This is a genomic window from Blastomonas ursincola (genome assembly GCF_013607875.1).
Classification (GTDB): Bacteria; Pseudomonadota; Alphaproteobacteria; order Sphingomonadales; family Sphingomonadaceae; genus Blastomonas; species Blastomonas ursincola.
In genome coordinates this window covers 826,325-839,477 of sequence record NZ_VDES01000001.1, presented here as the reverse complement: position 1 = coordinate 839,477, position 13,153 = coordinate 826,325, and the positions used below count along the sequence as shown (strand labels likewise).

Sequence of the window (13,153 nt, the reverse complement as noted above, 5' to 3'; positions counted from 1 at the left end):
GCAGGCTGGTCTGCACGGAAAGTCCGGCGGTCAGTTGCAGGCCTTGCGCTCGGTTGCGGCCCAGCCGATCGCGGCCTCGAGCATCGCGACATTCTGCGGCTGCGCATAGGTTTCGGGCGCATGGCCGATCGCGGAATAGAAGATGCGTCCCCTGCCGATGCAGTGCGTCCAGGCGATGGGGTGGTCGCCCATGCGCAGATCCTCGCCCTTGATGCCGACCGGACTGTAGGTGCTCTCGTCTAGTGTCAGCAGCACCCTGGCGCCGATCCGCCGGGGGTTGGTGCCGAAGCTGTACCATTCATCGGTCATCCGCCATTCCGCCGGCAGCGCCTTGGCGAGCGGGTGATCGGGATCGACCGCGATCCGCGCTTCCTGAAGCTGCGGCTTCATCGGATGACCGATGAAGCGCGCGCCGAGCAGATCATCGGCATACCAGTCCCAGAACCAGGCCGGATCGCCCGCCGATCCGTGGATGCCGACGAAACCGCCGCCGCGCTGCAGGAAGGACTTGAACGCCTTGCGCTGCGCCAAGGTCAGCACATCGCCCGAGATATTGTTCCAGATGACGGCATCGAACTGGCCCAGCGTCTTCGCGTTGAAGGCCCCGGCCTTGTCGGTTGCGACGATATGCCAGCCCTTGCGCTCGGCCATGGCAAGGAACGCGGCATGCGCGGCATTGACCGAGGGCGTGTCCTTGAAGCCGATGATCTTTTCGAACAGCAGCAGCCGCGGCTTGCCGTCGCGGGGCAGGGCGATCGCGAGGCGGTCATTGTCATAGCGCTGGCAGCGCTTTTGCCTGTCCTCGGCAGTGACCGGCAGCGCGCGCAATTGCGCATCGAGCGGGGCGATGGCGGACTCTGGTACGCCGACAAAGCTGGCGAACTTGGCCACCGTCAGTATCGCCGCGAAGGTCGGCGGGGTGGTGCCGGTAAAGGCAGGTGGGGTCTTGTCGAAATCCTGACCCGTAGCCGCCTGGGTCAGCCTGCGCGCCTCGGGATTGAGCAGCACGTCGATCAGCGGGCTCTCGACCGAAAAGGGCTTGTCGCGCAGCGGGCAGTCTGTGACGGCTTGTGCGTTCAGCTGGCCGGGTACGCCGAGCGCGAGCGCGGCCATTGCGAGCGGACGGAGCATCGACAATCGCTTCACAGCACGTTTTCCTTCATCAGCTTGACCGCATGGTCCGCCGCGCGCGCGGACAGCGCCATATAGGTGAGCGAGGGGTTCTGGCATCCCGACGAGGCCATCGCCGCGCCGTCGGTAATGAACAGGTTGGGCACCTCGTGCGCCTGATTGAAGGCGTTGAGTACCGAGGTGGAAGGATCGCGCCCCATGCGCGCGGTACCCATTTCATGGATGCCCAGGCCCGGCTTGCCCGGTTCGGGCGATTGCATCACCACCTTGGCGCCGGCGGCTTCGAGCATTGCCCTGGCATCGGCCTGGATATGCTGGATCATCGCCTTCTCGTTGGGGCCGTGCGCACAATCGATATGCGGGATCGGCAGGCCCCATTTGTCTTTGCGCGTGGCGTGCAGCGTCACCCGGTTCTCCGGATTGGGCAGCATCTCGCCAAAGCCGCCGAGAAACGCGGTCCATGGCCCTATGGTATGCGCGCGCTGCTTGATCTCCGCGCCGAGAACGCCCGGCTGCAGCGCCGCCCCGCGCCACCCTGCACGCGAAACGCCGCCCTGATAGCCATAGCCGCGCACGAAGCCTTCGCCCGGCTCGGTGACGTTGCGGAAGCGCGGGATGTACAGCCCTGTCGGGCGACGGCCGCGATAATAGCGGTCCTCCGGTCCCGGGAACATCGCGATGGTGATCAGCGCGTACAGATGGTCCATCAGGTTGCGCCCGACCTGGTCCGATCCGTTCGCGAGCCCGCGCGGGAATTTCTCGGATACCGAATTGAGCAGGATCTGCGCGGTGCCGATGGTCGAGGCGTTGAGGAAGATGATCCGCGCCTGATAGGTGCGGCCTTCCTTCGTCTTTGCATCGATCACGCGCACCCCGGTCGCCTTGCCGGTCTTCGGGTCGTGCTCGATCAAATGGACGATCGCATCGGTGACGATGGTCAGGTTGCCGGTGCGCTTCGCTGCGGGCAGCGAAGAGGTGAGGCTGGAATGCATCGCGCCGAAGCTGCAACCGCGCTCGCAGATCGAACGGTTCTGGCAGCTGGCACGGCCCAGTTCCTCGTGGTGCGGCTGCGCGACCGAAAGGTTGGCGGTGCGCCCCGAGATCACCTTGCGCCCGGCAAAGCGCTGCTCGACCATCGCCTTGAACTGCTTTTCTGCATCGTTCAGCTCGAATGCGGGCAGAAACTCGCCATCGGGCAGCTGCGGCAGGCTTTCCTTCGATCCGGCAACGCCGATGAACCGCTCGACATGATCGTACCAAGGGGCAAGATCGGCATAGCGGATCGGCCAGTCGGTACCGTGCCCATCCTTGGCATTGGCCTCGAAATCCATTTCGGACAGGCGATAGCTCTGCCGCCCCCACATCACCGAACGCCCGCCGAGATGATCGCCGCGGATCCAGGTGAACGGCTTGTCTTCGGGCGTCGAATAGGGCTGTTCGCTGTCCTTCGGCCAGAATTTCTTCGTCGCCTCGCTGAAGGCATAGCATTGGCTCTGCACCGGATAGTCGCGCGCGACCTCGTCTTCGGGCACCTGCATGTTGTTGACAAATTCCCAGGGCATCTGGTGGTCCATATAGTCCCTGGCCGGATCGATATTTTTGCCCCGCTCCAGCACCAGAACCTTCAGCCCGCGTTCGCACAGCTCCTTGGCAGCTATCCCGCCGCTCATGCCCGAACCGATGACGATGGCATCAAAAGACATCTGCATGATCTCCGATCAGAAAGGGCCGAGCGTGGCGAACGGGCGCATGCCCGGGGTGATCGGGATCGATGGCTGCCATGGGCCCGGCACATGCTCGTAGATCAGTTCCTGGGTCAGGCCGATCTCGCTGCTGAAATAGAGGCCCACTATCAGTTGCTTGAGCGTGTGGTATCCGACATCGGCAACCGAAACCACCGGCGCGATGAACGTGCCTTTTGGCGCACCGGGCTTGGGCGGGACGGGCTTGAGCGCAGCGGCCTCGTGGTCGCGCAGAAAGGCAAGGCGCTCGTCCGGCGACAGCGCCGCGAAATCCTTGCCGGTGGCCGCCCTTGCGGCTTTGCCGATGCGGTCGAGCGCACCGGACAGCGCCTTGCGCGTCTCATCAGATGCCCAGTCGGTGTACATCGCCGCAAGCCGCTTTGGCACGCCAGCCTCGGCCGCGCTGGGCGTGTCGGTCTGGGGAATGATCGTGTCAGCCACCAGATCGAGCAGTTTCAGCTGACCTTCGTCCAGAGTGGCGCGCGCGTCCGATCCGGGCACATAGCCGCATCCCGCTGCCGCCGTCGCGCCGAGCAGCGCCATGATGCCGTGCAACGCCGTGCGCCTGTCGATTTCAATCGCTATGTGCATCGTCCTGCTTTCCCCTTTCAAGCGCGCGCCGATCCTGCGGCGTGCACGCGACGCTCCCAAAGCCAGAGCAGCGCGAATATGCCGAGCAGCACCGCCGGGATGACCGCCACCGTCTGGAACGATATCTCTGCCGCATCCCGCAGCACTGCCTGCATCCGCGCCGATCCGGGGGCCAGCGCAGCAAAGGCTTCCGCTCCGCCTGCGCTGGCGATCTTGGCTTCGTCATAGATCCGGCCCAGTTGCGGCAGCACGAAATAGATGGCGATCGCCCCCGCAAAGCCGATCAGCCCGATCCCCCAGGAACCGCTCTGCGGATAGCGGCGCGCCACTGCGGCGAGCATCGTCGGCCACATGAAGCACACGCCGATCGCCCAGAGCGTTGCAGCTATCAGCGCGCTTGTCGGCGTGTCGGCGCGAGACAGCAGAAACAGCCCCGCGCACGCCGGCAGGGTACAGATCAGCAGCAGCCCCATGTCCGACAGGCGGTGCGCAAGCGATCCGGCAAAATGCCGCATCACGAACATGACCGCAGCGACATAGACCAGCACGACGATACCCGGCATGCCGACGGTCTGGGTCAGCGCGACATCGACCCATGCCGCAGGCGCGAGCTCTGCCGACGCGGTCAGCAGCATGATGCCGAAGAAGATCCAGAACCCGGGACGGCGGAATGGCTCGGACAGCATCGTCCGGAAGCTGGTGCCCGTTTCGACGCTGGCGATGGCAGGGAAAGGGCGCCGCAGCACGAGAATGACAAGCGCAGCGCCGGGCAGCAGGGGCATGGCCACCAGCCAGCGCCAGTCCATCGCAAGCTGCTGCTGCACGACAATCGCCAGCAGGCCGCCGAGCACGATCCCCATCGGCCACCAGGCGTGCAGGCTGTTGAGCTTGCCGGTCTTGTCGTCCGGAAACAGGCGGGCGGTCACAGGGTTGATCGAGGCCTCGGTCGCCCCCCAGCCGCAGCCCCAGATCACCATCGCGACATTCAGCAGCAGCATGACATTCGGCCCGGCATGCGCCGATATCAGCACCAGAAGCGGACCGACGATAAAGCAGGCACCGGCGAACAGCAGCACGCGCCGCGCGCCGAACCTATCGAGCAGCGGGCTGATCACCAGAAGGCTGAGCGCAAAGCCGAGAAACGCGTTGCCCAGCACCGCTCCGACCATCTCGCCCGAATGCCGCGCGTCGATCGGGTCGAGCAAGGCGGACTTGATGGCTCCTGCTGCCCCGACCCGGATGGCGTTGGCAAAGGCGGCGTTGAACAGCGCCAGCACGCATAGCCAATATATGGTTCTTCGCGTGGCATGCGATGCTGCCATGACACGTTCCTCCCCCTTGCGGCCATTGCCGGCAACCGTGATCACGGTTGCCCGTGGGATTTTGCCACGACAATTGTGCCATCACCTAGCATGGGTTTGTTGATATTAGAACCGCAATTTTATAATTGATCCGGGCGCGCGGATGCTGCGGCGCCCGCGCCGAGGGTAGCGCGAAGCGCCCGTTGGCGTCGGCAGGAGCTAGTCCGCGATGGTCAGCGTCTGGCTGGCCTTGCCCCAATCGGCACCAACGCTGCTGGCATGGTCCAGGATCGCTCCGGGATCGCGCAGAGTGAAGCGGTTGGCGCCAGCGAGCGACGGGAGATCATCCCATGCGACTGGCACTGCGACCGGAGCACCATCGCGCGCACGCACGCTATACGGCAGGACCGCCGTCGATCCGCGCCGATTGCGCATCCAATCGATGAAGATACGGCCCTTGCGGCGCGCCTTGGACATGGATGCGGTGTAGCGCCGGGGCTCGGCCTGTTCGAGCGCCTGGGCAAAGCTCTTGGCGAACCCCTCGGTTGCTGCCCAGTCCGCGCCCGGGTCGAGCGGGGCGATCACATGAACGCCCTTGCCGCCGGTCACCATGGGAAAGGTGACGAGCCCCATATCGGCGAGATGATCGCGCATCTGCCGGGCGGCAGCGGCGATATCGGCAAAGCCGATGCCTTCATCGGGGTCGAGATCGAAGACCAGCCGGTCGGGATGCTCGATATCGTCAGCGCGCGATCCCCAGCCGTGAAACTCGATGGCTCCCATTTGCACGCAGCGCAGGATCGCGGCCTTGTCGCCCAGCACAAAGACGGGATCGGTCGAGCCATCGGCCTCCTCGATCATCAGCGAGCCGATTTCCTTGCCCCAGCCTTTCTGGACATGTTTCTGGAAGAAACATTGTTCGCTGATCCCCTGCGGGCAGCGGAGCAACGCCACCGGACGGTTGGCGATGAAGGGCAGCATCAGCGGGGCGGCCGCCTCGTACCAACTCGCGAGATCGCCCTTGGTCGGGCCATCAGCCCCGAACAGCGGCCGGTCGGCATGGGTGATGCGGATCGAAGGCTGGGGCGCGATCCAGCCTGCAGGTTGGTTCATCTCGATCTCCCCGGTCACCTCGGCTGCTGGCTTGTCACCGCGCAGGCCGATGAAGCTTGCATGGCGCAGCACCCCGTCATGCGTATACTCGGCATAGCGCACCTCAGCGACCAGTACGGGTTCGATCCAGTGCGCCTTGCCGGCCACAGCCTTGGCATCGACAATGGCAGGCTCGGCCCGGGCAAGGTCGGCCAGCTGCGCCTGCAGCTCTGCTGCCGTGTCGGTATCGAAGCCGGTGCCGACGCGGCCTTTATAGACCAGCTGGCCACCTTCATGCTGGCCCAGCAGCAGTGAGGCAAAGGGCCGTCCGCGCTTGGCGCTGGCGATCCAGCCGATGATTACGAACTCCTCGCGGCGCTCGACCTTGATCTTCAGCCAGGCATCGCTGCGCTCGCCGACGTAGCGGCTCGAGGCGCGCTTGGCGATCACGCCCTCATAGCCCTTGTCGACCATCGCCTGGAACAGCGCGCGTCCGTCGCGCTCGATATGGTCGGAATAGAAGATCGGCGGGTCCACCCGCTCGAGCAGTGCAGCGAGCCGCTGCTTGCGCTCGGCCAAGGGCCGCTCCGTCAGGTCCTCGCCATCGAGCGCGAGCAGGTCGAACGCGAAATAGCTGAGCGGCCCGTCCGATTTCAGCGCGCGCTGCAAGGCGGAGAAGCTGGGGCGGCCGTCTTCGCCCAGCGCCACGATCTCGCCGTCGAACAGCGCCGACGCTGCGGGCACTTGCGCCATGGCATCGAGCACCGGATGGAACTTGTCGCTCCAGTCGAGCCCGGTGCGCGTCCAGCCGATCGCGCCATCCTTGCCCAGGCCGACCAGGCAGCGATAGCCGTCGTACTTGACCTCGAACAGCCAGTCCTGGCCTCCAGGCAGCTGATGCACCAGCGTCGCCAGCATCGGCGGATGGAAGGCGGGCACGGGGCTTTTGGCACGTGATCCTGCTGCGCTTGCGCGCTTGCGCCGGGGTGCAACTGGGGCAGTGCCAGAGGCGATCTGGTCCATCGTGCGCCCGGTCTTGACGCTGGTCAGCGCGCGCTCGACCAGCCCGTCGCCCTGGCCGGCCTCGCCATCCTCGACCTTGCGCAGCAGCCAGTTCTCGCGCTTCTCACCGGCGCGCGGCTTCATCCGCACGAGAATCCACTCGCCGCGCATTCGCTGGCCGTGGGCGATGAAATGCAGATGGCCCTTGTCGATGTCGCTCGCGCTCTTGCCGGGCACGGGCTCCCAATGCCCGCTATCCCACAGCATGACCGTGCCGCCGCCATAGGCACGCGCCGGGATCACCCCCTCGAAATCCGCATAGGACAGGGGATGATCCTCGGTCCGGACCGCGAGCCGCTTGTCCTGCGGATCGATGCTCGGACCGCGCGTTACCGCCCAGCTCTTGAGCACGCCGTCCGCCTCGAGCCTTAGGTCCCAGTGCAGCCGCGTCGCATCGTGCTTCTGCACAACCAGCATCGGCGGCTGCTTGCCCTTGCGGCGGGCGGGCGTAGCGTCGGGCTCGGGCGTGCGGGCAAAGTCGCGCTTGGCGGCATATTCGGCAAGCGGATCGGGCGTGCGATCCGCCACGGTCAGCCTGCCTTGCGCCTGGCCGCGGATTTGGCGGGCGGCTTTTTCGCGGAAGCGCGCTTTGCCGCCGGCTTGGCGTCTCCCGTGCTCGCTGCCTTGGCGTTGACCGATTTCTTGAGCGCGGCCATCAGGTCGATGACATTGCCGCCCGCAGGCGCTGCCGGTTCGTCATCGGGCGTGACGCGCTTGCCCTTGTTCTTCATCTTGGTGTCGATCAGGTCGCGCAAGGCATCGACATAGCGGTCGTGAAACTCGCCTGCATCGAACGGCGCGGTCTTCTTGTCGATCAGCGCCGTCGCCAGTTCGAGCAGCTCGTCATCGGGCTTCTCATCCCCGATCTCGCGGAAATAGGACGCTGCCTTGTTGACCTCGTCGGCATAGCGCAGCGTTTCCATGATGATGCCGCGACCGCAGGGGCGAAGCGCGACGATATATTCGCGCCCGCGCATCGCCAGCTGGCCCAGACCGACCTTCTTCGCCTGATCGAGCGCCTCGCGCAGCACGATGAACGCTTCTTCGGCGAGATCGTCGGCGGGGACCACGAAATAGGGCTTTTCGTAATAGAGCACGGGGATGTCGTGCAGCGACACGAACTGGGTGAGCTCGAGCGTCTTGCGGCTTTCGAGCCGGACGGCCTCGATCTCCTTCTCGTCGAGCAGCACATAGCTGCCCTTTTCATACTCGAAGCCCTTAAGGATATCCGCCGGTTTGACCGGGCCGATGCCGGGTACGGTCTTTTCATACTTGATCGTCTGGCCGCTCGGCTCGTGGATCTGGCGGAAGCGGATGCCTGCGCCGCTTTTCGTCGCAGGGTAGATTTCCACCGGAATCGATACCAGCGCCAGCCGTATCTGGCCTTTCCACGATGGGCGGGCGGGCATGACGGTCCTCCTTGCAGGGACACGACGCGGCAATGGCGGGGTCCGATGGGCTGTATCTACATGGCCGCAACGGTTTGCCGCGCGCCATGGTTCCCCCTGGCTGCCATCTTCGCCCGGTGCTCTGACGCGGCCTGGGCCCCGAAGGGCGTCAACCGCTTGCCATCATGGCTGGGGAGCAGGCGCGCAGCGCGTCGTGTCGCCAGCCTGGCAGGCTGCGACATCGGCCTCCCATTTCCTGCGCGCTTCGGCGGCGGCCTTGACCTCGGCCTGGTATTTCGCCTCGGCAGCGGCAAAGGCGCGCTGGCGCTCCTCGTAGACGCGCTGCTTTTCCTCGAAGATCCGCTGCTCCTCGGCATTCTTGCGCAGCTGGGCTTCGGCCATCTGCGCCTGCTGGGCGTTGACGGCGCGCAGCTCCTCATCGGCCTTGGCGATGGCCAGCCGCCGCTCGGCTTCGGCCTGTGCGGCTGCCGCAGCCCGCTCGGCCTGTTCGCGCTGGCGCAGTTCCACGGCCACCCGGTCTGCCTCTGCCGATCGTGCCGCAGCCGCAGCGCTCGATGCCGGAGGCGCGGCGGGAGCAGGGGTGGCGCGAGGCGATGGGCCGCCGCCCGGCTGAAGATCGGCCAGGTTCGTCGTCAGCGGATAGGCGCCCGTCGGCAGCCAGGTCACGTCGACCAGCTTCCAGTTGCCCCCGTTCGAGGCGCGGGTGGTGGCGATGAAGGCCTCCAGCTCTTGGCGGTCGGCGCGGGTATAGCAGGTCTGCCCCAGCACGGTTTCGCCGGTCTGCGCCTTGACCGCCTTGGCAAATTCAGCCGTCAGCGTCGCATCGGTGATCAGATAGCCTTCTGGCGGGGTGCTGAGCGCCTGGTAGAAGCCGGACGACAGGAACATGCTGTTGCCGCCCGATCCCACGGCGATGCCCTGGCAGAAGACGGGATAATAGCCCGATTGGGCCTCGGCCGGCGACAAGGCGGCCGATGCGAGGGCAAGAGCGGCGGCGGACAGGATAGCGGCTATTTTCAACGTCCAGGCTCCGACCGATGGCCTCATGCGCCAGGCGGCTGAGGCAAGACAATTCAATCGCTTGGCTCGGTACACCCGTTGCCATGGCGGTGCGATTTCATTATCCATGGCAAAAAGGGTCGTCAACATAACCGCAAGATCGCAAAGGGGTGTGCGATGGACGATCGACACGGCACGCAGTGCCCGTGCTGCCATGAAGACCGGGGCTCCATTGATCGTCGTGCCGTCGTGGCCGGCTTGGTCGCGCTCCCGGCCATGGGGGCGAACCTGGCCTCAGCGCAGGATCTGCTCGACCCGACCCGCCTGCGCAGCAGCCGCGTCGGCACCGAGGCGCTGGCCACCCGCTCGAACCGTCCGCCCGACTGGAAGGGCCCCGAATATGCCCGCGACATGGCGAGCAGCGTAACCAGCGCCATCCTGTCGCTGGTGCGGGCCTATGGGGCTACGGCCGATCAGATCGGCAAGCTGCAGACCGAAGAGAAGCAGCTGACCGACAAGCTCAACGAAGCCATCCGCAACAAGGAGGCGATCCTCGACGAATATCGCCAGGGCCTGTTCTGCTCGGGCTGCGGGCGCACCAAGTCCGACATCATCTCCAAGGGTGAGCAGTTCCCGCATTCGGGCCAGTCGATCATCAAGCCTACGCCCGAGCAGATCGCCGCCAAGGAGCGCGAACTGCAACAGGGTATCGACCGGCTGGCGCAGCAGCTGCGCGATGCCAAGGCCAAGCTCGCCAAGCTGTCGCCCGATATCGATGCGATCCGCAGCCAGCTGTTCGAGGGCATGGGGCTGTGGCGTACGGCCACCAGCATGGAACGCGGCATCATCCGCCAGGAGTTTGCCTTCGATGCGCAGGATTACGTCCAGCAGCGCACCGTGATCAGCCGCCAGATCGATGCGGTCATCAGGGATGCCGGTACCGCCCAGACCATCCCGGCCTTGCAGGCCTGTATCGCCGATGCCCGCACCTGGAGCGATGCGCTGGCCAAATGCGAGGACCGCCATGCCGACGATCGCGCGCGGATGGCGACGGGCCTGACCAACAACGACAACACCGCGCAGCGACAGACCGCGAGCGTGCAGTCCACCGCGAACGAGGTCGCATCCAGGATCACGGCATTCGGCCTCGCGGGCTATCTCAACATCCTTACCACCCTGATGGGACGCGGCAGCGACGGCCCGAGCATTGCCGGGGCAGGCTATACCTTCCGCATGGGCAAATATGATGCCGCCGGTTTCGGCGAGATCCTGCCACGCGTCGCGGAATTCATCGCGCGGGCGAGCAGCCTCATCATCGGGACCGCTCCCGGATACAACAGCTCGGCCAGCCAGGAACTCGCGAAGCTCGACCGCGCCCTGGCACAGGTCGAACCCAGGCTGGCTGCAGCGCTGGAGCTGAAGCGCCAGCAGGAGGCCGCGGCGGCGCTCGAGCGCCAGCAGGAAGAGGCGCGTCGCCAGGCCGAGGCTCAGGCGCGCGAGCAGCAACTCGCCAATACGCCCGGATCTGGCAGCTGACCGGATGAAGGGACTTTGCATGATGCGCAGGCGCCTCGCCGCCAGCACGGCTCCGGTGCTGCTGCTCGCCGTCGCCGGATGGGGCTTGGCTGCGCCTGCGCTGGCGCTGCAGGGGGCGAACGACGTCCAGATCGAGGCATCTAAACAGCTCCTGTCCGAAGATCGCTATATCGAAGCGCTCGCGGTCGCCAAGGACGCGCTGCGCGTCGACCCGGCCGATTATCGCGCCAGCTATTATGTCGCCATGGCCTATATGGGGCTGCAGCAATATGACGCGGCGGAAACGCAGGCCAATCAGGCGCTGGCGCAGGCGCCCGCCAGCGCGCGAGCGGCGGTCGAGAAGCTGGTCTTCACCATCCGCTCGCTGAAAACGGGCAACCAGAATGTCGGCGCAGCCGATGCGGCATTGGCCGAAGGGCTGATCGGCAAGGCTGCGAGGCTGTACGAGGAGGGCTGGGCGGCCGGGCGCAACGCACCGGATTATGCGCTCAAGGCTGCCGAGCTTTATGCCGGGCGCCTGAACCAGCCGGTCGATGCAGCGCGCGTGCTGCGACAGGTGCGCGAATCGCTGCCCGGCAGTCCCGCAGCCGACAGCGCGGAGGCAGAGCTTGGGAAACTGCAGCCTGTGCTGCGCCAGATCGCGACAGCCAAGGTCAAGGAAGCGGCCGGCTTGCCCCTGGCGGAAGCGCGCCCGGCGCTCAGCGCCGCCGCCGCTGCCGATCCCGCCTATCCCGAAATCTACCGCACCCAGGCGCAGCTTGCGGCGGCCTCGGGATCGGCAGAGGAACTGGAAGCCTCGCTCAAGGAGCTTGCGCGCCGCAATCTCGTCGATCTCGATTTCCTCGCTGCGCTATCGGGCATGGCCGCGTTGCTGGAGGACCCGCAATTCCTGCTGCGCCTGTCCGACATCATCGGTGCGAACCAGGCCGATATGCTGAAAACTGCAGCATCGCCCGTCGGCAGGGTCGCCTATCTCTCGCGGCTAGCGCGCGAGGGCAAGCTTGGTTTCTTCATGGGCGCTCGGCAGGTCAAGGGGACCAGCAACTATCGCTTCTGGTCGCGGCGCAAGGTATCGGCCGTGCAATATGCCGCATCGGGCTGCGAGCTGGTGGTGTCGCTGTCGGACCAGCTCGGCGCCAGCGACGATGCCTATGGCTATATGCCCGCCAGCCGCATCATCGATCTCCGTCCGCCGACCGCGCTGGCGGTCCGCAACAGCAGCGCGCTGGAGCTCGGCCCCACGAACGATGGCTGGCAGATCACTGCGCTGACCGTGGACGATGCGGCGCAGCTTTCGCTGCCGGTCTGGTCGGCGCTGCGACAGCTGCATGCGGCCTGTCCGCCTCCGGTGCGGAAGCCGCGCTAGCGGCTGGTGTTCCGATGTCGGCTGACGCGGTATCGATGCCGCCCAGGTCTGCGTGCGAGGGGGCTGGCGGCGGGTAATGCCACACCAGCGCGGACAGGCCCAACCAGGCTGAAAACATCAGCGCATAGGGCCAGCGCCGGGGCAGCAGCCGCGCGACCAGCAACGTCACTGCTGCCGTGCCTGCCAGCGCGACCAGCGCGGAGCCCGCTGCAATCGTTCCGGCACCTGTCAGCGCCGTCTGGATCGCCATGCTGGCCCATTGCGCCGGCAGCAGCACCAGCAGCCAGTCCGGCAGAGCCCCCGGCATGGCCGCCGCCGTGCCAAGCATCGCAGCTTCGCCAGCGACCACGAAGATCGCGATCCACCAGCCCTTGTCGCCTGCGCTACGGGCGAACAGCTTGCCCCGCGCCGCAAAACTGACGCTCGCGGCGACAAAGGCAAGGCTCATGGCAACCGGATGGGGCAGCGATGGCATTCCCTGCATGTGCTCTGCAAGCACAAGGCAGATCGCAGCCAGCAAGGCCATCAGCACGCCGATCCGGAAACGCCCGGCTGCAGCGGAGGTAATCATCCCAGCCCCCATCAGCCCCAGCGCGAGCATCGGTCCTGCCGCCAGCACCCATGGCGTCCGCGATGGCGATCCGAGCAGCGCCTGCATCGCCAGCAGCGGAGCCACAAGCGAAGCGAGCGCCGCGATCAGCCAGGGCATGAAGGAGATGGACGGTCTTGGGGCGTGCACCATGCGGGTCATGCGATCGACACTGATCCAACCAGGGCGGAATGTCGAGGCGTGCGCAGACGGCCGCGCGATCCTGTCTGACGCCGCTCAGGCCAAACACCATCGGACCTCGAGCCTTTGGCCCATGCCGATAGGGGGCGGCACGATGTCCAGTGATTGCCCCAAACGCGACCCAGGGCCCTCTC

The 13,153-nt window shown here is 66.0% G+C and carries 10 protein-coding genes; 2 read left to right on the top strand and 8 right to left on the bottom strand.

The genetic code is table 11. The annotated features are described in order from the left end of the window. Window positions 1-30: 30 nt before the first annotated feature. The 7 genes from FG486_RS04000 to FG486_RS03970 all read right to left on the bottom strand — a co-directional run bounded on the left by FG486_RS04000 (window position 31) and on the right by FG486_RS03970 (window position 9,348). Entirely contained in the window at window positions 31-1,131 is a 1,101-nt protein-coding gene (locus FG486_RS04000; RefSeq protein ID WP_181266516.1) for a ThuA domain-containing protein, read from the bottom strand. 11 nt (window positions 1,132-1,142) lie between these two features. Further along, window positions 1,143-2,840: a GMC family oxidoreductase gene (locus FG486_RS03995; RefSeq protein ID WP_206678366.1), complete on the bottom strand. Its 1,698-nt coding sequence runs from the start codon at window positions 2,838-2,840 to the stop codon at window positions 1,143-1,145. 9 nt (window positions 2,841-2,849) lie between these two features. Beyond that, window positions 2,850-3,464, bottom strand: a complete 615-nt coding sequence (locus tag FG486_RS03990; RefSeq protein WP_181266514.1) for a gluconate 2-dehydrogenase subunit 3 family protein — start codon at window positions 3,462-3,464, stop codon at window positions 2,850-2,852. Between the two features lie 17 nt (window positions 3,465-3,481). Next, window positions 3,482-4,786, bottom strand: coding sequence for an MFS transporter (locus tag FG486_RS03985; protein WP_181266513.1), 1,305 nt, complete (start codon window positions 4,784-4,786; stop codon window positions 3,482-3,484). A 198-nt stretch (window positions 4,787-4,984) separates the two neighbouring features. Next, entirely contained in the window at window positions 4,985-7,447 is a 2,463-nt protein-coding gene (gene ligD, locus FG486_RS03980) for a DNA ligase D (RefSeq protein ID WP_181266512.1), read from the bottom strand. 2 nt (window positions 7,448-7,449) lie between these two features. Continuing rightward, the gene (ku, locus tag FG486_RS03975) at window positions 7,450-8,328 is read right to left on the bottom strand and encodes a non-homologous end joining protein Ku (protein WP_181266511.1); all 879 of its coding nucleotides are present in this window, start codon (window positions 8,326-8,328) and stop codon (window positions 7,450-7,452) included. 162 nt (window positions 8,329-8,490) lie between these two features. Continuing rightward, the gene (locus FG486_RS03970) at window positions 8,491-9,348 is read right to left on the bottom strand and encodes a hypothetical protein (protein ID WP_137775472.1); all 858 of its coding nucleotides are present in this window, start codon (window positions 9,346-9,348) and stop codon (window positions 8,491-8,493) included. Window positions 9,349-9,504: 156 nt separating this feature from the next. Between FG486_RS03970 and FG486_RS03965 the strand changes: the two genes are divergently transcribed. Both FG486_RS03965 and FG486_RS03960 read left to right on the top strand, forming a co-directional pair. Beyond that, on the top strand, window positions 9,505-10,863 hold the full coding sequence (locus FG486_RS03965) for a hypothetical protein (protein ID WP_181266510.1): 1,359 nt from the start codon (window positions 9,505-9,507) through the stop codon (window positions 10,861-10,863). 19 nt (window positions 10,864-10,882) lie between these two features. After that, window positions 10,883-12,229: a tetratricopeptide repeat protein gene (locus FG486_RS03960; RefSeq protein ID WP_181266509.1), complete on the top strand. Its 1,347-nt coding sequence runs from the start codon at window positions 10,883-10,885 to the stop codon at window positions 12,227-12,229. On the opposite strand, the gene FG486_RS03955 is transcribed toward FG486_RS03960, so the two are convergent. Next, a complete protein-coding gene (locus FG486_RS03955) occupies window positions 12,123-12,980 on the bottom strand; it encodes a hypothetical protein (protein ID WP_206678365.1) in 858 nt (285 codons plus the stop codon). The genes FG486_RS03960 and FG486_RS03955 overlap by 107 nt on opposite strands. Window positions 12,981-13,153 lie beyond the last annotated feature (173 nt).